Below are 16,949 nucleotides of genomic sequence, written 5' to 3'. Positions count from 1 at the left end.
TGCCGTAGCCTCATCGGCTCTGCACTGTCTTGATCTGATCCGTCTTGAACCGGTAGCCGACCCCGCGGACGGTGTCAATGAAGAGGGGCTCGGTGGCGGCCTCGCCCAGTTTGCTGCGCAGGTGAGCGATGTGGACGTCGACGATGTGCTCGTCACCGCCCCATCCTTCGCCCCAGACGGCATCGACGAGTTGGCGTCGGGAGAAGACCCGCCGAGGAGCCTGCGCGAGGGCAACGAGTAGATCGAACTCGGTCCGGGTCAGGTGCACAGGCCCGTCGCTGAGGCTGACTTCACGGGCCGCGAGGTCGAGGGTGAGTCCGTTGAAGCGGAGCAGGTCGCCGGTCTGCGGTGTTGTGAGCTTGCTGAGCCGTGGGCGTCGTACCGCCGCCTGGGCTCGAGCTACGACTTCGCGTGGGGAGAACGGCTTGGTGATGTAATCGTCGGCTCCCACGCCCAAACCGATGAGCTTGTCGATCTCGTCCTCGCGGGCGGTGAGCATGATGATGTAACAGTCAGAGAATGTGCGGATGATGCGGCACACCTCTACGCCGTCCAGTCCAGGTAGACCCAGGTCCAAGAGGATCAGGTCGGGGTCTTGAGTGCGGGCGAGATCGACCGCGTCGGGGCCGTTGTGTACCTGGGTGACGACGAATCCGCCCTTGGTCAGGTAGTCGGCCACGATCTGGGCGAGGGGACGCTCATCTTCGACCACCAGGACCGGGATGGGTGCTGTCATAGGTCAGCTCTCGCTCGTCGCCTGGTGCGGTCTTGTGCCCGATCGGCCGAGGTGCACGCCACGCAGCCGCAAGGCGTTGCTGATCACGCTGACGGAAGACAGGGCCATCGCGGCGGCGGCGATGATCGGGGACAGCAGGAGGCCAGTGACGGGGTACAGGACGCCAGCGGCGATCGGGATGCCGGCGACGTTGTAGACGAAGGCGAACAGCAAGTTCTGCTTGATGTTGCGCATCGTCTTGTCCGAGAGCCGTCGTGCGAGAGCGATGCCCATCAGATCGCCGTTGAGCAGGGTCACACCTGCGGACTCCATCGCCACGTCGGTGCCCGAACTCATCGCGAGCCCGACATCGGCCGCGGCCAGGGCGGGGGCGTCGTTGACACCGTCTCCTGCCATCGCGACCACCTTGCCTTCGGACTGGAGCTTCTGCACGACCTCGGCCTTGCGGTCGGGTAGGACCTCGGCCTCGATCCGGGTGATTCCCAGACTGCTGGCGACGGCCTCAGCGGTGACGCGGTTGTCGCCGGTCAACATGACCACCTCGACGCCCTGTTCCTTGAGGTCGGCGAGCGCTTCGGCCGTGGTCGGCTTGACGGTGTCTGCGATCGCGAACACGGCAACGGGCCGCTGATCGGTGCCCATGAGAATCGCAGTCGCTCCCGTGGACCTGAGCCGATCGGCGACGGCCACCAGAGGCATGGGGTCGATGCCCTCGTCGGCGAGGAAGCGGGCACTGCCCAGTACGACCCGCCTGCCCTCCACGGTGCCAGCGACGCCGCGGCCGACGGGAGAATCGAAGTCGGCCACATCCGCCAGGCCCAACTCGCGCTCCTTAGCAGCATCGAGGATCGCTTGCCCCAAGGGATGCTCCGACGCACGCTCGACCGAGGCGGCAAGGCGCAGTGCGTCGTTGACGTCTCCGTCCCTGTCGGCCAGTTCAATCGTGGTGACTGAGGGCTTCCCTTCGGTCAGGGTGCCGGTCTTGTCGACCACGACCGTATCGACCCTCTCCATTCGCTCCAGCGCCTCGGCGTTCCTGATCAGGACGCCATGCTCGGCTCCACGACCTACGCCGACCTTGATGCTGATCGGGGTGGCCAAGCCGAGCGCACACGGGCAGGCGATGATGAGCACGGCGACCGCGACGACCAGACCGTGGGCCATCCGGGGCTCCGGACCAACCACCGCCCAGACGACGAACGCCAGCACGGCGATCCCGATCACGACGGGTACGAACACGCCGGCGACTCGGTCCGCAGTGCGCTGGATCGGGGCGCGGGAGCGCTGAGCGTCGGCAACCATCGCCACGATCCGCGCCAGCATCGTGTCCCGCCCGACACGTTCGGCACGCACCAACAGGCCACCGGTGGTGTTGATGGTGCCTCCGATCACGTGGTCACCCTCGGACTTGGACACCGGCATCGATTCACCGGTCACCATCGCCTCATCGACCGACGACCTGCCTTCCGTCACTACCGCATCCACAGGGATCTGGTCACCAGGACGTACGCGGAGTCGGTCCCCGGCGATGACGTCGTCCAGGCCGATCTCCTCGTCGGTGCCGTCGGCACGCACACGGCGGGCGGTCTTCGGAGCGAGATCGAGCAGAGCGCGAATAGCCCCCGAGGTCTGCTCGCGGGCTCGCAACTCCAACACCTGCCCCAACAGCACGAGAACGGTGATGACGGACGCTGCCTCGAAGTAGACATCGACCGCCCCAGATCCCATGCCGCCGGCCATGTCAGCAGACGAACGGAAGGAGTCGGGGAAGATCTCTGGTGACACCGTCGCGACGACGCTGTAGAGCCACGCCACCCCGGTGCCCATCGCGATCAGCGTGAACATGTTCAGATTGCGGGTTCGAACTGACGCCCACCCCCGCACGAAGAACGGCCACCCGGCCCACAACACCACGGGTGTGGCAAGAACGAGCTGAACCCAGTTCGACACCGACTGCGGGATGGCCTCGCCAATCGCGTCGACAAAATGACCACCCATCTCCAAGACCACCACCGGTACGGCCAGAGCGACACCGACCCAGAACCGGCGAGTCATATCCCGCAACTCGGGACTTGGGCCCTCCTCGGCGCTCGCTATCAGTGGCTCCAACGCCATCCCGCAGATCGGGCAGGCGCCCGGACCCGGACGGCGGATCTCTGGATGCATCGGGCACGTCCACTCAGTGGCAGGCGGCGCGGAAGCCTCCGCGGGTTGGGCCGACGCCTCCGCATGAGGGTGGTGCTCCTCGTGATGGTGTTGGTCGTGATCCGCGTGTGCGTGCCGGTCAGGCGTCTGGTGGCCGTAGCTGGCGTTGTGGTCGTGGTCGGCGGGGGGCGTAGCGTCCCCGGCGTAGGTGACCGGATCGGCCATGAACCGTTGTCGGCAGCCGGCGGAGCAAAAGAAATAGCGCTCGCCGCGGTAGGTCACCGAGTGCGGCGTGTTCGCCGGGTCGACACTCATCCCGCACACGGGGTCAGCGGCATGCGGCGGCGGCTCGTGGGCGTGGCTGCTCATGACCCCATTCTGACTGCCGTCGACGACGATCGCGACCGGCTCAGGTCCTCCGCGAGCCGACCTTCGTCAAACCTTCATGAAATCTGCGAGCCAATCACAAAGGTCGACCTCCAGGCTGGAGCCATGACGGACGGTGCATGGGACGTGACCTGGATCTGGGTGGTTCTCGGGCTCGCGGCCGTGTGGGCTGTGGTCGTCCTCGTCTGTCGCGCGATCATCGGCTCGCGCACCCGAGACGCTGGCCATGATCTGCGGGGCACGCTCGACCACAGGTTCGCAAGCGGCGAGCTTGACCTTGATCCGGACTTCAGCGACGAAGAGCGGCTTTCATGAGGCTCTCGCGCCGTTCGCTCCTGCTCGGCGCTGCGGGCAGCGCCAGCAGCGGCCTGCTCGCCGCCTGCTCGGGCAACCCCGCGATGCAGCCGTCGGGCCTCGCTCTGCCCACCCAGTCACCGATGACTCAGCCTGCGGGGAAACGGGTGGTTGAGCGCACCTTGACACCGCGGGCCACGACGATCGACCTCGGTGGCACGACCATGAACACATGGGCGTACGGCGACACGGTCCCTGGGCCGCTGGTCCGGGCGACCGCGGGAGACCTGGTGCGGATCACCGTTGACAACCAGCTCCCGACCGACACCAGCATCCACTGGCACGGCATCGCGCTACGCAACGCTGCCGACGGTGTGCCCGGCCTCACCCAAGATCCGATCACGCCGCAGTCGCGATTCGTCTACGAGTTTGTCGCCCCCGATCCGGGGACGTACTTCTACCATCCACACGTCGGGGTACAGCTCGACCGCGGTCTGTATGCCCCGATCGTGATCGACGACCCCGCCGAACCGGGCGACTACGACGACGAGTGGATCGTCATTCTCGACGACTGGATCGACGGCACCGGGACGACTCCCGACGACGTCCTCGCCGGCTTGGTCGCCACCAGTTCCGGTTCTGCCGGTCCCATGGGTGGAATGGATGGCATGGACATGGGGTCCGGTTCCTCGATGCCTGGGATGGACGGTATGGACGGTATGGACGGAATGTCGATGGGGTCTCCGGAGTCACCTTTCGGCGACGCCGGTGACGTCGACTACCCCCACTACCTGATCAACGGACGAGTCGGCTCGAGCCCGGACGTCCTGCGCGCCAAGCCCGGTCAGCGGGTGCGGCTGAGGTTCATCAACGCCGCAGCCGACACGATCTTCGCCGTCGCCGTCGGCGACCACACGTTGTCACTCACCCACACGGATGGCTTCCCTGTCCGACCGCAACAAGCCGGTGCGTTCTATATCGGCATGGGGGAGAGGTACGACGCGGTCGTCACCCTCAGGGAGGGTGTCTTCCCGCTCATCGCGAAGCCCATCGGTAAGACCGGGCAGGGATTCGCGCTCATCCGCACGGCCACGGGTGCGGCCCCTACACCAGGCGATGCTGTCGCCGAACTCAACGGTGCGATCCTGATCGGCTCCGACCTGACCCCGGAAGAATCGGCACGCCTACCAGAACGAGACATCGAGCAAGAACTCACCTTGACCCTGACCGGGCAGATGAGCCCATACGCCTGGGCGGTCAACGGAGCCGCGTACCCCGAGAACCAGCCGCTGACGATCCAGCCAGGCAAACGTATCCAGGTCCAACTTTCGAACATGACGATGATGACGCACCCGATGCACCTGCACGGCCACACCTTCGCGCTGCCAAACGGGCTACGCAAAGACACCGTTCTGCTCAAGCCGATGCAGAAATTAAACATCCAGTTCCAAGCCGACAACCCCGGCAACTGGATGGCGCACTGCCACAACATCTACCACGCCGAGGCCGGAATGATGGCCGCGCTCGTGTACCAGTCCTAGAACCAACGCCAACCAGGGAAAGAGACCAACCTTGCGTACCAAACCACTCGCAGCCGCAGCCTTCGTGGTCATCGGCGGCCTTACCCTGGCCGCGTGCGGCGACAGCGACAATTCGATGCCAGGCATGTCGGGCATGGATTCCTCGACGCCCGCCGAGCCAACCGATTCGAGCCTCAGCATCAACGATGCCGACGTGTCGTTCGCGACCGAGATGATTCCCCATCACCGTCAGGCGGTTGAGATGGCCGGGCTGGCAAAGTCCCGGGCGAAGAACCCCGAGGTCAGGGAGCTCGCCGCGGAGATTAAGGGTGCGCAGGATCCTGAGATCCAGACGATGTCGGAATGGCTGACGTCCTGGGGCGAGCCGGTGCCCGAGGACATGACTGGCATGGACATGTCTTCGTCGATGCCCGGCATGATGAGCAGCGACGACATGGACAAGTTGGCGAACGCCACCGGTAACGAGTTCGACCAGATGTTCCTCACGATGATGATCGAGCATCACGAGGGGGCCATCGAGATGGCCAAGTCCGAGCAGGCCAACGGCTCCTACCCCGACGCGGTCGCCTTGGCCAAGCAGATCGAGGCCGCTCAGACCAACGAGATCACCACGATGAAGGGGCTGTTGGGCTGATGCCGGTGATGTCCGCCATTGAAGGCGCGTTCTGTCGTAGCGGTCCGTGGCGGTGCCTCGCCAGACGTTGGGTCCTGCCCTGGGCGCTCAACGGCCTCGAGCTCCGCGGCGATGTTCTGGAGATCGGTGGCGGTAGCGGCGCCATGGCCGACGGCGTCGCCCGCAGGTTCCCCGACATCCGGCTCACCGTCACCGATGTCGACGACGCCATGGTGAGCGCCGCCAGCCGCCGGCTCCAAGATCACCCCAACATCAAGGTCGAACAAGCAGACGTCACATCGTTGCCGTACGCCACCGGATCGTTCGACATCGTGACGACCTACCTGATGCTGCATCACATCATCGACTGGACCGATGCACTTCAGGAGACTGCCCGCGTGCTTCGGCCCGGCGGGATCCTCGTCGGCTACGACCTCACAGACACCAACCTGGCCCGGCTGACACACCGGCTCGACGGCTCGCCACACCGCATCATCGCCCCCGACGAGTTGATGGAGGGCCTTGCCGCAGCCGGATTCGGCGACATCGGCATCGTGTTGTCAGCACGGCGCCATCTCATGCGGTTCCGCGCGACGACGACCAGGCGATGACCGATGCCGCTCGAATTGGCCTGCGATGCCTGCGACGTCGTTCTCACCGCCGACACGGACGATGAGTTGGCCGAGCTCGCGACCAGACATGCCCGAAGCATCCACGGGAGCACCCCGCCGCGGGATCACGTGTTCGCGCGCATCCACCTGCAAAACAGATGAACGGCCGCCGCGCCCACTCCGTGGTGGTGGCCGACTACGACGACGAACTACGCTGATGAGTATTAGAGGAGTGCAGACATGCTGCTGGCACGTCGATTGGCGATCGGTGGGATCGCGGCGATCGCAACCGCGCTCGTAATCGGGATTCCGACAGGGATAATCCAGACGCCGTGGTACCAGCGCATGACCCCAGTGCTCTGGTGGAACTATCCGGTCTGGGCGGCATCGGCTCTCCTCACGGGCGCGCTCGTTGCGACGTACGTCCGCGATCCGGAGCTTCCGGTGCCTGCCACCCAGGGAGGCAAGACTTTCTTGGGCAGCGTGCTCTCGTTGTTCGCGGTCGGATGCCCGGTCTGCAACAAACTAGTCGTCATGGCCATAGGGGTCAGCGGGGCTCTCAACTGGTTCGGCCCGATCCAGCCGCTCTTGGCGATCGGATCGCTCGCTCTTCTCGTTTACGCGCTCTGGGCGCGACGGCGCACCGTTCTTGCATGCCGAGTCGGCCCACAACCCACCGCGTCTAGTGCTCGTTGAAGTGGACCACTGTGGGCTGGTTGTCCTTCCGCCTGGTGGAGCTTCATGGGACTGCTGCACAGTGACGTCTGATCTGTGGCGATGTGGGTCGCTGCTGGAAGGATGTAGATCGTGCCTAAGAGGTCGCGCAGGTAGTCACGCCTGAAGGGCCTCGTGTCTGCAGCGATGGCTGGCCCAGGATGAGAAGGCCAGCGGTGGTTCGGGCTCGGCCGGTTCTGGCGGGCTGGTGGCCTCGGAGTCTGCTGAGCTGCGTGAGGCGAAGAAGCGGATCCGGTTGCTGGAGCAGGAGAACGAGGTCCTACGCAAAGCAGCGGCCTACTTCGCTCAGGCCAATCTGCCGGGGAAATGATGTACCCGCTCGTCCGTGAGCTGGCCGCTGAGGATGCCCCGGTGCGGGTGCCTGTGGCGGTGACGTGCCGGGTCCTTGGTATCGCCCGTCAGCCCTACTACCGGTGGCTGAAGAACCCCCATCACCCGCGCCGAGCTCGCCGAGGCCTCCGTCGGCGACATCGGGGAGCATACGAGACACGCTTTGCCGTCTCATGTGGCCGTCGCCTGGTGCGACTGCGTTTCTCGCCAGGGGCTGCTCGCGGTCGGTCCGATGGTTCAGGCTCGACACGGCCCGAGGCCCGACGGTGCTGGGACAGGAGGCAGAGGACGCCTACAGCGAGAGGCGCGTTCAACGCCGACGGGACGGCCGTCCAGTATGCGCCGTTGCCCATTCCGTAAACCGCCCACGCGATCGCATTGGCCAGTAGTAGGACCATGCCGCTGCGGGAGATGCCTGACAACGACTGTGGACTCCGCCGGAGGCGCCAGCAGCGCAGAGCCCGCGGCACGAACAGGATGAGCGCAAATCCGGGACCGGCGATTCCGCAGGCGTCGACCAGCGCCTCCGTCATTCGGGTGACCTGGTCGCGTTGCGTACGAGTCCGCCATCGAGGTCGCGAAGTGAGCCGTCCGCGTCCAATGTGACGGCAATCCCGTGATGGTGGTCGCCGGGACACTCCAGGACCGAGCCGAACCCAGGAGGCGTCGTGACGAGGACTTTGTGCCGCCAGGGCACACCGCACCTGGCGATTAACGGAGCCAATCGGGGTGGGCCGGCGCGATCGGTCCAGCGCCGGAGTTCAGTGACGATCGGGGGTGTGCTGCGGAGCAGGACAAGGCCGGTGCCAAAGGGCAGCGTTCGGATCGTTTCTGGGGGCATGACCGGGACGCGGCGCACGGATCGTTGGAGCGAGCGGGAGCCGTGATCGCCGACGATGAGGGTGTCGGTGTGTTCGTCGCGTTCGCCGATGAGGGCGGAAAGGTCTTGGAGGTCTTTGGTGGCGGAGGCGCCGCCGAGGATGACCTTGACGATGGCGGCGTCCCAGATGGCGTTGGCGGCGTGGTCGCCCCACTTGTTGCGTGCCTGGGCGAGGGATTGGAGGACGGGCATGGTGGTGATGCCCGTGCCGCCGCCCTCGGCCATCAGCACGGGCATGGAGGGCAAGGGGGAGAGGTTGCCGATCTCGTCGAGGGCCAGCAGCAGCGGTGGGTCGAGCCGGGCGCCGGGGGAGGCTGCGGCGAGATGACGGGCGGTTTCGACGAGGTCTTCGATGAACGCGGCGACCAGTGGCCAGGCGGCGCCGGCTCCGGCGCCGGTGGCGAGCAGGTAGAGGGTGCCGTTGTTGGTGAGGAACTCGGTGGGGTCGAAGGCTTCACCGTCGCGGGGGGTGACGGTGTCGAGAACGCGAGGGTCGGCAAGTGAGGAGAGTGCAAGGGAGACGCCCATCCAGATCGAGTCGCGGGTGCGTGGGTCGGCGCTGATCATGGCCTCGAGCGAGTCGCCCCACCCGTCCGCTGCTCCGGTGGAGCTGCGCAGGATCGCGACGGCGTCGGTGGCGACCGAGGGGTTGAGAGTCCAGGCGTAGAGGTCGGCTGCCGTGCGTTGGTCGAGGGCGGCGGCGTGAAGGAGGGCTTGGAGGGCGGTGCGGGTTTTGCCTTCCCAGAACCCGCCGCTTTCGACGCCGCCGGAGGAAAGGCCCGTAGCGGAGGCCAGCCCGGTGGCGCGGATCATCGCGGTGAGGGGGTCCTCGCAGCCGCGTACGGGAGACCAGCGCAGCCCCGATGGGGTGCCCTCGGCCAGGCGCTGGGGGTCGAAGACCGCGACCGGTCCGCGGTCGGAACGGTGGTCGATGGTGGCAGTGAGGTTGTCTGGTCGGGTGGAGGTGGTGACCACGGGGCCGGGGGCATCGAGGATCGCGTTGATGCCGAGGTGGAGTCCTTTGCCCGAGCGAGGTGGACCGAGGATCAGCATCGAGTCCTCGACGGAGCTCCACACCTGGTGGTTCCGGGATCTGCCGAGCAGGTAGCCGACATCCTCTGGCCGTGGCTCCGCGAGGCTGGGTCGAAGATTCGCGGCTCGTCGGAGGAGAGCTCGACGGGACGCCGCGGCGCGTACGTCCCGGCTGGTCGCGATGCCCGCGAGACGCCGAGGGTCACGGACGGTCCGGTGGTGGGTGAGTCCGATCAGGCGCCACGCGAACCAGGCCAGCGCACCGAGGACCGCGACGATGGCGGTGGCGATCAGCCAGTACGCGACGGGCTGCTGCCCGGCGGGACTCAACGGATCGTTCAGCACGTCGAGGCCGGTGGCCAGACCCTTTCCACGTACCCGCGCGCCGGTGAGGTGACTGTTCACCTCTGCCGCCATCCAGAGGATCGCGAAGAGGCCCGCCAGCGCGGCGATGAGGCCGAGTCCCAGGTTGACCAACGCGTCATCGATGGGCCGGGCGTTCGGGTTCATCAGTCGGCTCCGAGGAAGGTAAGGGTGCCTGAGGAACGGCCCAGCAGCATCACGGTGCCGCCGCGGCGGGCGAGCACGGCCGCCGGTAGACGTACGTGGGTCGTTCCGTCGTCGGAGGCGGGGTGTTCGCTGATGATCACCGCGACGGCGACTGGCTCGCCCGGCAGGAACCCTGACGCGTACGTATCAGGCTCGTCGCTCGTCGAGCCGGATGCCTCCGTCACGTCGTCGGGGCCGAGCACGTCGCTGTAGATGCTGCCGTCTGCCTCGATGATCTCGACCCGGACGGCGCCGAGATCCGTGCGAACGGCGTCGAGGACGCCGCGTACGGACTCGCGGCCTGCCAGTTGAGGGCCGCCAGGGGGTGTGTAGGTGTCGCCGTTGAGCGTGAAGGACGGAGCACCAGCCTCATTGATGTGGATTCGCAGGTGAGGGTGACGCGAGGAGGTCATAGCCCGATCGCCTCACTCGGCTTCACGTGCTGCACGGTGCGTTCGGCCTGCGGTGCTTTGGCGGTCGGCACGCGAGGTTCGAGTCCGGGCGGTGCCCCGGTAGCGGTCTGGTGTGTGTCGAGTCGGTCGAGGATCCCGAGCGCTGCGCGGCGTACCCGCTCGGCAGTGGCTTGGACGACCTCGACAGGGTTCGTCTCGGGCACGGTGTTCGCCCAGGTCGTGACGTAGGGGACGCTGTAGGCGGAGGTGTCCATGCCGTGCGCGGCACCGACCATGAGCGCGACGCTCTCGGCCTCTACCTCGGCGATCCCGCGATGGAACGGTGCATCCGGGCTATCGGGATCGGTCAGCAGAACATGCCCGAGCTCATGGCACAGCGACTTGATCTGGGCACTGTCGTCCATGTCGACGCGGACAGAGACCTCCCGGGTCTGGAAGTCGGTCAGTCCGTTGGCGCCCCCGATCGCCGCGGCGTTCGAGACCAGCCGCAGCTCGTATCCCTCCTCGGTGATCAGGTCTGCCAGCCCATCCCAGAGCCCTTCGGGTGCCTCGCCTTTCAGAATCTGCGGTGCGGGAGTAGTCGGCAGATCGTCTCCTTCGGTCAAGGAGATGTCCCAGACGTACGCCAAGCGGACCCCGGTCATCCGGGTCCGGACTGTTTCGCCCGGCTGTGCCTTCTCGTTGGTTGCCAGGCGCCGCCAGGACGATGGATCGGACGGCGTGGACGTGGCGAACCGAGCCGTCTTTGGTGAGAGGATCTGGTAGCCGGCCTCTCCTTTGCGAACCTGACGACCGAGGGTGAGCCATTGCTTGTAGCCTGCGACGTAGGTCGGGAACGGGGTCGGAACGCGACCCTGCTCGTATGCCTCGGCATGCTGGACCGCGATGAGCATCGAGTTCCGAAAGCTGCGGCTCCGAAACTTTGCCGAGAACTCCAGCGCGCGGCGCCAGTCGTCGCCGGTCACCAGTTGCTCTACCGCGGTCGTCAGCCGTTGCTGGACCGCTTCCAGCTTCGCTTCGCGCTCGGCTTGCTTGCGTGCCTGTCGCTCGGTGAGTGTCGTCGACATCGTCGCCTCCAGCTGTCGTGTCGACAGGCAGGTGCGGGGGACTACCCGGCATCGGATGAGCACGGGGGTGCCCCTATGGTCTTCGTCAAGCGCAGCGGGTGCTGATCGGTCTTCGTAGAGGGTGCCGTGTTTGAGCATGGCGTGGAGTACGTCGATGCGGCGTCGGGCCAGGCACACCAGCGCGGCGTTGTGTTTCTTGCCCTGGGCTCGTTTGCGGTCGTAGTAGGCCCGGCTGGTCGGGTCCTGCGGCGCGGCGAACGCGGCCAGGAAGAAGGCGCGTTTGAGGTGTTTGTTCCCGGCTCAGGATGGGTGCTCGCCGCGGATGCTGAGCCCGGATCGGCGGGTGACGGGCGCCAGCCCGGCGTAGGCGGCCAGGTGGCCGCTGGTCGGGAACGAGGATCCGTCACCGACTTCAAGGAGGATGCGGGCTCCCGGCGCCCACGTTACGAAGAGAGACCTACCAGCCACGCCGAGCTCGGCGACGTCCTGGTTGCCCTGTCCCTATCTTTAATGGTTCTCCGCTGACCTGGGGTCGGCTGGCGGGCTGACCTCCGGCTCCACCCGACGTGACTCTGTCCCTATCGGTGATCCGTGGCGAGCTCAACTCACCCAGCCCGGCTGTCGCGTTAGCTGTGGCCCTCGTGGCCTTCCATGCGCTGACCAACAAGCAGCTTCGACACGTGAGGCTGGCCGACATCATCGACGGCCACCCCCACCGCTACGGCCGCGACATACCGCTGGCAGCGCCAGTCCAGACCAGGCTCGCCGCCTGGCTCAACAACCGCAACCAGACCTGGCCGGGCAGCCTGAACCCCTACCTGATGGTCAGCAAACGCATCGCGCCGCGCCTCGTGCCCGTCGGCATCAGCTGCCCCTGGAACGGGATCACCCTGCGGCCCCAAGCACTGCGCGAGGTCCGAATCCTCCACGAGATCCATGCCACCGGTGGCGACATGCGCCGAGTCTGCGACATGTTCGGACTCAGCAACGCCTGTGCCACCCCGCTACTTCGCAACCGTCGAACACCCCGACTTCACCATCGAAGGCGAACAGGCTCGGACCTTGACGCCATCAACGAGAACCGGCGACCTCCGGGCAGCCGTGAGTCGCCCCAGGCGCCGAGCTAACCCGTCCAGCGTGTTGACACCCTGCGAAGCGATAGCGATAACATCGCCGTATGGCGATGAATACCAAGTCGGTGCCCCAGAGCTCTGATGTTCTCGATGAGGCAGCCGCTGGTCGGGCGGCGGCCTGCCTGTTCCGCGGGATGAGTGACCCCTCGCGGGTGGTGATCCTGCGGCACCTGCTGCTCGGCGAGCACAACGTCGCCGAGCTGACCACGCACCTCGGGCTGGCTCAGTCCACCGTGTCCAAGCACCTGGCCTGCCTGCGCGACTGTGGGCTCGTGGACTCCCGCCCCCTTGGCCGCGCGTCGGTGTTCTCGCTGGCCCACCCTGATGCGGTGCTGAAGGTGTTTGCCGCGGCCGAGGAGCTTCTGGCCGCCACTGGCGACGCCGTGGTGCTGTGCCCCAACTATGGCGAAGGAACCGCCTGATATGACCACTCACACCCCCAACCAGGCCTCTGGCCACGTCCATGCCTCCACCTACGTGCAGGACCCGGACCTGCGCCAGCGACTTGGCCGCCGAGCCCAACTGCTCGCGGCCGCCTCGGTCTCCTACAACGTGGTCGAGGCCGTCATCGCGATCACCGCGGGACTGGTCGCCGGCTCAATCGCCCTGGTCGGGTTCGGCCTGGACTCGATCGTCGAGGTCAGCAGCGGACTGATCATCCTGTGGCAGTTCCGCCATCGGCTCCCTGAGGCCCGCGAGCGGCAGGCCCTGCGGCTGATGGCCCTCTCGTTCTTCGCACTCGCCGGCTACGTAACCTTCGAGTCCGTGCGTTCCCTAACCACCGGTCACAACCCTGAGGCCTCCCCGGTCGGCATCGGGCTCGCGATCGCCTCGCTGGCCATCATGCCGTTCCTGTCCTGGGCGCAGCGCCGCACAGGCCGGGCCCTCGGCTCCAACGCCGTGGTTGCCGACTCCACCCAGACCCTGCTCTGCACCTACCTCTCCGCCGTGCTCCTGGCCGGCTTGGTACTCAACGCCACCCTCGGCTGGTCCTGGGCCGACCCCATCGCCGGCCTGATCATCGCGGCCGTCGCCATACGCGAAGGACTCGAGGCATGGCGCGGTGAGGGCTGCGCCTGCGGCCACACAGCCATCAACCAGCCCACCGACGAGGCAACCACTGTCGATGGCTGCGCCGACAGCTGCTGCACCAGCACCAAGCCATCGTGAGATCCCCGAACCTGAGCATCCAGCGTCTCCCGGCCGCGCTGGGGACGCTCAAGTTCCGAGCGAGACCGGTCAATATTCGTTCGAACTTCTAGCAATTTGTCTCTAGGCACTTAGGTTCGATCCGTGGCATCAGAGGCCTCGAATCGCGTTTGCGCAGGTGACGTCGGTTCCCCACCCCTGCCGCGCTACGACGGCAACATCATCTCCACCATCGACCTCCTCGCCGAAGGCGAGCTGCTCATCGAGGACCGCCCCAGCCGGGTGGAGGTCTACTTCGCCGCCAAGACCGTCAGCCTGCCGCCGCAGATCCGCGAGCACCTCGAACTGTGGCTGCAGGTCATGCTCGACGGTTCCCGACTCGCACCTCGTCAGGTACCCCGCGACGCGCAGACCGTCCGAGTTCAGATCATGGGTCTTGTCACCGTTGTCGACGTATGGGTCGCTGCCGGCTACCAGTCCTTCGCCCAGATCACCCGCCTCGACATCGAGACCGCCTTGGCGCCGCTGGGCCCGGGACGACGGCACGCCGCCGAGCTCGCGCTGAGGTCGCTGTTCAAGACTCTCAAGGGCCGGCGTCTGATCTTCGCCAGCCCCATGCTCGGGATGAAGCACACGCCGGTCGCACGAACCATCCCGCTCGCTCTGGACCCGCCGTGATCCGCGCCGAACTCAACCACCCCGACCCAGTGGTCGCACTCGCGGTCGCCCTGATCGCCTTCCACGTCCTGACCGGAAAGCAGCTGCGAGCAGTCCTGCTCACCGACATCGTCGACGGCAGGCTCACCATCGGCGATCGCGTGATCCCCTTGGCCGCCCCGGTCCGGACCCGGCTCGCAGCCTGGCTCGACCACCGCAACCGTCGCTGGCCTGGCTGCATCAACCCCCACCTGCTGGTCAGCAGACGCACCGCACCCCGGCTGGTGCCCGTAGGCCACAGCTTCCCCTGGCGCGGCATCACGCTGCGGCCCTAGGCGCTGCGCGAGGACCGCATCCTGTACGAGATCCACGCCATCGGCGGCGACGTCCGCCGCATCTACGACCTCGTCGGACTCAGCGTCGAAGGCGCCACCCGCTACCTGCAGACCGTCGAACACCCCGATCTTGCCGTGGACGGCGAGCGAGTTCCCCGAACCTGACCCGGCCATGAGGCGCGGCCGGTCCGGCAAACGTCTGTTTCCCGAAGCAAGCTGGTCACACACGTCGAATGCCTCCTTTCGTTCGTCGCGGTAGCGCCGCGGACGGGACTTGACTCTGTACTTGGGTCCGGGGTTCAGGATTGGTTCATGCGATCTAGCGAGCTGGCCGAACGGGCCAGGGTGAATCCGGAGACGCTGCGCTACTACGAGCGGCGTGGCCTCCTGCAGCCGCCGCCACGGACTCCCGGCGGCTACCGCGACTACCCGAACTCCACGGTTGAGCTATTGAGGTTCATCAAGCGGGCCCAGGAACTCGGCTTCACCCTGGAGGAGGTCGAGGAACTGCTGCATCTCGACGCCGGCGGCCCCGACAGCTGCGACGCAGCCCGCGCGCTGGCCGAGGCCCGCCGGGCGGACCTCGAGGCGCGCGTCGCCGACCTGCAGCGCATGCAAGCCTCATTGACCGACCTGATCGCCACCTGCGAACGCCCCACAGCTGACCGAGCCTGCGCCCTGCTCGATGCGATTGCGATGCCGTCACTGTCCTCAACGACCAGGAGCACCCCGTGACCACGGCGAACCCGCCGAGCGGCACGGGCGGCGTGAGGATCGAGGTCCTCCACGTCCCCGACTGCCCCAACCTGGCCCCGATGCTGAATCGCCTGCACCAGGTCACCGACATCCCCGTCTCCACACGGGAGGTCCGCACCGACGCCGAGGCAGCCGCCTTCGGCATGGCGGGCTCACCCACCCTGCTGATCAACGGGGACGACCCGTTCGCCGACCCCGACGCCTGCGAGTGCGGGATCGCCTGCCGGCTATACCGCGACGAGAACGACCAGATCGTGTCCGCGCCCTCCGCCGAGCAGATCCGGGCAGCACTGACCAAAGTGCACCAACCGGCGCCCGCTCTGCCCGAAGAGCCCGACCGGTACGGCACCGGGACGAGGTCTCCTGCGGGTGTCCTGAGTGCATGGCGAACCGAGGCGGTGCCAATGAACCCGCTGGAACGGGCGGTGCACCAAGCGATCCTGCATACCTTCGCCACCACTGGCGAACCTCCTTCCTTCGAGGACCTGCTTCATGAGTCCGCAGCCAGCCGCCCCGTGCTCCACGGCGTGCTAGGCCGGCTCCACGACACCGACGCCATCCGGCTCGACAGCAGGGGTGCGGTCGCGGTCGCCTATCCCTTCTCCGCAAGGCCGACCCGACACCGCGTCCGCATCGGTGACGGCGTCACAGTCCATGCGATGTGCGGCATCGACGCCCTGGGAATCTCCGCGATGCTCCACGAGGACGTCCGCATCGACACCACCGACCCGGTCACAGGCGATCCGATCACCGTGACCAGCACCGCCGGACGAACCACCTGGAACCCACCTGGTGCGGTCGCGTTCGTCGGCGCGGACGCCGGCGGCGGCCCGTCGGCGGACTGCTGCTGCGACTACATCAACCTCTTCACGAGCAGCGCCACCGCACAGGCGTGGGCGGCCGCGCACCCGAGGGTTCCTGGACAAGTGCTGACCAAGATCGAGGCCGAAGAGCTCGCCACCTCCCTGTTCGGAGCCCTACACGCGCGGCCGATGCCACGATGAAACCCGTGAGCAAGAAGCAGCGGTTCCGCACCGCCGTCGCAGTCGACCGACGGGGACGCACCCTGCTCCCGATCCCGTTCGACCCCGACCAAGCCTGGGGCACCAAGCCGCGGCACCCGGTCACCGGGACGGTCGACAACCACTCCATGCGCGGCATCATCGAGAAGCGCGGCAGCGGACCGGTCATCCAACTCGGTCCCGCCTGGACCTGTCTCCCGCTTCACGACGGCGCCGAGGTCGACGTCGTCCTCGAGCCCGAAGGGCCACAACGGGAGGACCTGGCGCCCGACATCGCCGAAGCCTTGGACGCTGCGCCCACGGCCGCGGCGTTCTTCGACGGGCTCGCGCAGTTCTACCGCAACCAGTGGCTGCGGTGGATCGACTCAACCAAGCGCCGACCCGACCAGCGCCCGGTCCGGATCGCCGAGATGGTCCGACTGCTCGCCGAAGGCCACAAGGAGCGGCCATGACCTCGGCCAGACGAAGCCCACCACGATCGAGGTCGGGTTCAGGCCGAAGTGCCGCGGCCCCGAATTCGGGGTCGACCAAGGGCTTGCAAGTTGTACGCAGGTACGGACTTAC

19 protein-coding genes and 2 pseudogenes are annotated in these 16,949 nt (G+C 66.8%); 15 read left to right on the top strand and 6 right to left on the bottom strand.

The window, feature by feature from the left end:
• Positions 1 to 10: 10 nt before the first annotated feature.
• Together ABT304_RS25865 and ABT304_RS25860 are read right to left on the bottom strand one after the other, a co-directional pair.
• A complete protein-coding gene (locus ABT304_RS25865) occupies positions 11 to 736 on the bottom strand; it encodes a response regulator (RefSeq protein ID WP_141780812.1) in 726 nt (241 codons plus the stop codon).
• Positions 737 to 739: 3 nt separating this feature from the next.
• Positions 740 to 3,250 carry a heavy metal translocating P-type ATPase gene (locus ABT304_RS25860; RefSeq protein ID WP_350719602.1) on the bottom strand — a complete coding sequence of 837 codons (2,511 nt, stop codon included), beginning with the start codon at positions 3,248 to 3,250 and terminating at the stop codon, positions 740 to 742.
• 123 nt (positions 3,251 to 3,373) lie between these two features.
• Between ABT304_RS25860 and ABT304_RS25855 the strand changes: the two genes are divergently transcribed.
• The 7 genes and pseudogenes from ABT304_RS25855 to ABT304_RS25825 all read left to right on the top strand — a co-directional run.
• Positions 3,374 to 3,583 (top strand): hypothetical protein, encoded by a 210-nt coding sequence (locus ABT304_RS25855; RefSeq protein ID WP_141780810.1) that lies wholly within the window; start codon positions 3,374 to 3,376, stop codon positions 3,581 to 3,583.
• A complete protein-coding gene (locus ABT304_RS25850) occupies positions 3,580 to 5,103 on the top strand; it encodes a multicopper oxidase family protein (RefSeq protein WP_141780809.1) in 1,524 nt (507 codons plus the stop codon). The genes ABT304_RS25855 and ABT304_RS25850 overlap by 4 nt, the downstream gene beginning before the upstream one ends.
• 31 nt (positions 5,104 to 5,134) lie before the next feature.
• A complete protein-coding gene (locus ABT304_RS25845) occupies positions 5,135 to 5,737 on the top strand; it encodes a DUF305 domain-containing protein (RefSeq protein ID WP_141780808.1) in 603 nt (200 codons plus the stop codon).
• Positions 5,738 to 5,745: 8 nt separating this feature from the next.
• Positions 5,746 to 6,327, top strand: coding sequence for a class I SAM-dependent methyltransferase (locus ABT304_RS25840; RefSeq protein WP_350719600.1), 582 nt, complete (start codon positions 5,746 to 5,748; stop codon positions 6,325 to 6,327).
• 3 nt (positions 6,328 to 6,330) lie between these two features.
• Positions 6,331 to 6,489 (top strand): DUF1059 domain-containing protein, encoded by a 159-nt coding sequence (locus tag ABT304_RS25835; protein ID WP_350719599.1) that lies wholly within the window; start codon positions 6,331 to 6,333, stop codon positions 6,487 to 6,489.
• 78 nt (positions 6,490 to 6,567) lie between these two features.
• On the top strand, positions 6,568 to 7,023 hold the full coding sequence (locus ABT304_RS25830) for a hypothetical protein (protein ID WP_350719598.1): 456 nt from the start codon (positions 6,568 to 6,570) through the stop codon (positions 7,021 to 7,023).
• Between the two features lie 157 nt (positions 7,024 to 7,180).
• Positions 7,181 to 7,491: pseudogene (locus ABT304_RS25825) on the top strand (IS3 family transposase); the annotation flags it as partial.
• 430 nt (positions 7,492 to 7,921) lie between these two features.
• Here ABT304_RS25825 and ABT304_RS25820 read toward each other — a convergent pair.
• From ABT304_RS25820 to ABT304_RS25805, 4 genes and pseudogenes are all read right to left on the bottom strand, one after another.
• Entirely contained in the window at positions 7,922 to 9,814 is a 1,893-nt protein-coding gene (locus tag ABT304_RS25820) for a type IV secretory system conjugative DNA transfer family protein (protein WP_350719596.1), read from the bottom strand.
• Positions 9,814 to 10,266 (bottom strand): hypothetical protein, encoded by a 453-nt coding sequence (locus ABT304_RS25815; protein WP_350719594.1) that lies wholly within the window; start codon positions 10,264 to 10,266, stop codon positions 9,814 to 9,816. Before ABT304_RS25815 ends, ABT304_RS25820 begins: the two co-directional genes overlap by 1 nt.
• The gene (locus tag ABT304_RS25810; RefSeq protein ID WP_350719657.1) at positions 10,263 to 11,333 is read right to left on the bottom strand and encodes an ArdC-like ssDNA-binding domain-containing protein; all 1,071 of its coding nucleotides are present in this window, start codon (positions 11,331 to 11,333) and stop codon (positions 10,263 to 10,265) included. The genes ABT304_RS25815 and ABT304_RS25810 overlap by 4 nt, the downstream gene beginning before the upstream one ends.
• A 102-nt stretch (positions 11,334 to 11,435) precedes the next feature.
• Positions 11,436 to 11,762 (bottom strand): annotated as a pseudogene (locus ABT304_RS25805) (transposase); the annotation flags it as partial.
• Between the two features lie 137 nt (positions 11,763 to 11,899).
• Here ABT304_RS25805 and ABT304_RS25800 point away from each other — a divergent pair.
• The 8 genes from ABT304_RS25800 to ABT304_RS25765 all read left to right on the top strand — a co-directional run bounded on the left by ABT304_RS25800 (position 11,900) and on the right by ABT304_RS25765 (position 16,837).
• A complete protein-coding gene (locus tag ABT304_RS25800) occupies positions 11,900 to 12,460 on the top strand; it encodes a hypothetical protein (protein ID WP_350719593.1) in 561 nt (186 codons plus the stop codon).
• Positions 12,461 to 12,516: 56 nt separating this feature from the next.
• Positions 12,517 to 12,888: an ArsR/SmtB family transcription factor gene (locus ABT304_RS25795; protein WP_350719655.1), complete on the top strand. Its 372-nt coding sequence runs from the start codon at positions 12,517 to 12,519 to the stop codon at positions 12,886 to 12,888.
• 1 nt (position 12,889) lies between these two features.
• Positions 12,890 to 13,636, top strand: coding sequence for a cation diffusion facilitator family transporter (locus tag ABT304_RS25790; protein ID WP_350719591.1), 747 nt, complete (start codon positions 12,890 to 12,892; stop codon positions 13,634 to 13,636).
• A gap of 123 nt (positions 13,637 to 13,759) precedes the next feature.
• Positions 13,760 to 14,293, top strand: a complete 534-nt coding sequence (locus ABT304_RS25785) for a hypothetical protein (RefSeq protein ID WP_350719589.1) — start codon at positions 13,760 to 13,762, stop codon at positions 14,291 to 14,293.
• On the top strand, positions 14,290 to 14,607 hold the full coding sequence (locus tag ABT304_RS25780) for a hypothetical protein (protein WP_350719587.1): 318 nt from the start codon (positions 14,290 to 14,292) through the stop codon (positions 14,605 to 14,607). The genes ABT304_RS25785 and ABT304_RS25780 overlap by 4 nt, the downstream gene beginning before the upstream one ends.
• Positions 14,608 to 14,919: 312 nt before the next feature.
• Positions 14,920 to 15,342 carry a MerR family transcriptional regulator gene (locus ABT304_RS25775; RefSeq protein ID WP_350719585.1) on the top strand — a complete coding sequence of 141 codons (423 nt, stop codon included), beginning with the start codon at positions 14,920 to 14,922 and terminating at the stop codon, positions 15,340 to 15,342.
• A complete protein-coding gene (locus ABT304_RS25770; RefSeq protein ID WP_350719583.1) occupies positions 15,339 to 16,367 on the top strand; it encodes an alkylmercury lyase family protein in 1,029 nt (342 codons plus the stop codon). The genes ABT304_RS25775 and ABT304_RS25770 overlap by 4 nt, the downstream gene beginning before the upstream one ends.
• Positions 16,364 to 16,837 (top strand): YdeI/OmpD-associated family protein, encoded by a 474-nt coding sequence (locus ABT304_RS25765; protein ID WP_378901115.1) that lies wholly within the window; start codon positions 16,364 to 16,366, stop codon positions 16,835 to 16,837. The genes ABT304_RS25770 and ABT304_RS25765 overlap by 4 nt, the downstream gene beginning before the upstream one ends.
• The last annotated feature ends 112 nt before the right edge of the window (positions 16,838 to 16,949 follow it).

Source organism: Nocardioides sp. NPDC000445 (assembly GCF_040300245.1).
Taxonomy (GTDB): Bacteria; Actinomycetota; Actinomycetes; order Propionibacteriales; family Nocardioidaceae; genus Nocardioides.
This window is presented reverse-complemented; position numbering and strand designations above follow the sequence as displayed.

Excerpts from the sequence above, each read along its gene's own strand:
- ABT304_RS25835 (WP_350719599.1), top strand. The coding sequence starts at position 6,331 with ATGCCGCTCGAATTGGCCTGCGATGCCTGCGACGTCGTTCTCACCGCC.
- ABT304_RS25795 (WP_350719655.1), top strand. The coding sequence starts at position 12,517 with ATGAATACCAAGTCGGTGCCCCAGAGCTCTGATGTTCTCGATGAGGCA.
- ABT304_RS25775 (WP_350719585.1), top strand. The coding sequence starts at position 14,920 with ATGCGATCTAGCGAGCTGGCCGAACGGGCCAGGGTGAATCCGGAGACG.
- ABT304_RS25830 (WP_350719598.1), top strand. The coding sequence starts at position 6,568 with ATGCTGCTGGCACGTCGATTGGCGATCGGTGGGATCGCGGCGATCGCA.
- ABT304_RS25820 (WP_350719596.1), bottom strand. The coding sequence starts at position 9,814 with ATGAACCCGAACGCCCGGCCCATCGATGACGCGTTGGTCAACCTGGGA.
- ABT304_RS25850 (WP_141780809.1), top strand. The coding sequence starts at position 3,580 with ATGAGGCTCTCGCGCCGTTCGCTCCTGCTCGGCGCTGCGGGCAGCGCC.
- ABT304_RS25865 (WP_141780812.1), bottom strand. The coding sequence starts at position 736 with ATGACAGCACCCATCCCGGTCCTGGTGGTCGAAGATGAGCGTCCCCTC.
- ABT304_RS25860 (WP_350719602.1), bottom strand. The coding sequence starts at position 3,250 with ATGAGCAGCCACGCCCACGAGCCGCCGCCGCATGCCGCTGACCCCGTG.
- ABT304_RS25765 (WP_378901115.1), top strand. The coding sequence starts at position 16,364 with ATGAAACCCGTGAGCAAGAAGCAGCGGTTCCGCACCGCCGTCGCAGTC.
- ABT304_RS25840 (WP_350719600.1), top strand. The coding sequence starts at position 5,746 with ATGTCCGCCATTGAAGGCGCGTTCTGTCGTAGCGGTCCGTGGCGGTGC.
- ABT304_RS25815 (WP_350719594.1), bottom strand. The coding sequence starts at position 10,266 with ATGACCTCCTCGCGTCACCCTCACCTGCGAATCCACATCAATGAGGCT.
- ABT304_RS25790 (WP_350719591.1), top strand. The coding sequence starts at position 12,890 with ATGACCACTCACACCCCCAACCAGGCCTCTGGCCACGTCCATGCCTCC.
- ABT304_RS25855 (WP_141780810.1), top strand. The coding sequence starts at position 3,374 with ATGACGGACGGTGCATGGGACGTGACCTGGATCTGGGTGGTTCTCGGG.
- ABT304_RS25810 (WP_350719657.1), bottom strand. The coding sequence starts at position 11,333 with ATGTCGACGACACTCACCGAGCGACAGGCACGCAAGCAAGCCGAGCGC.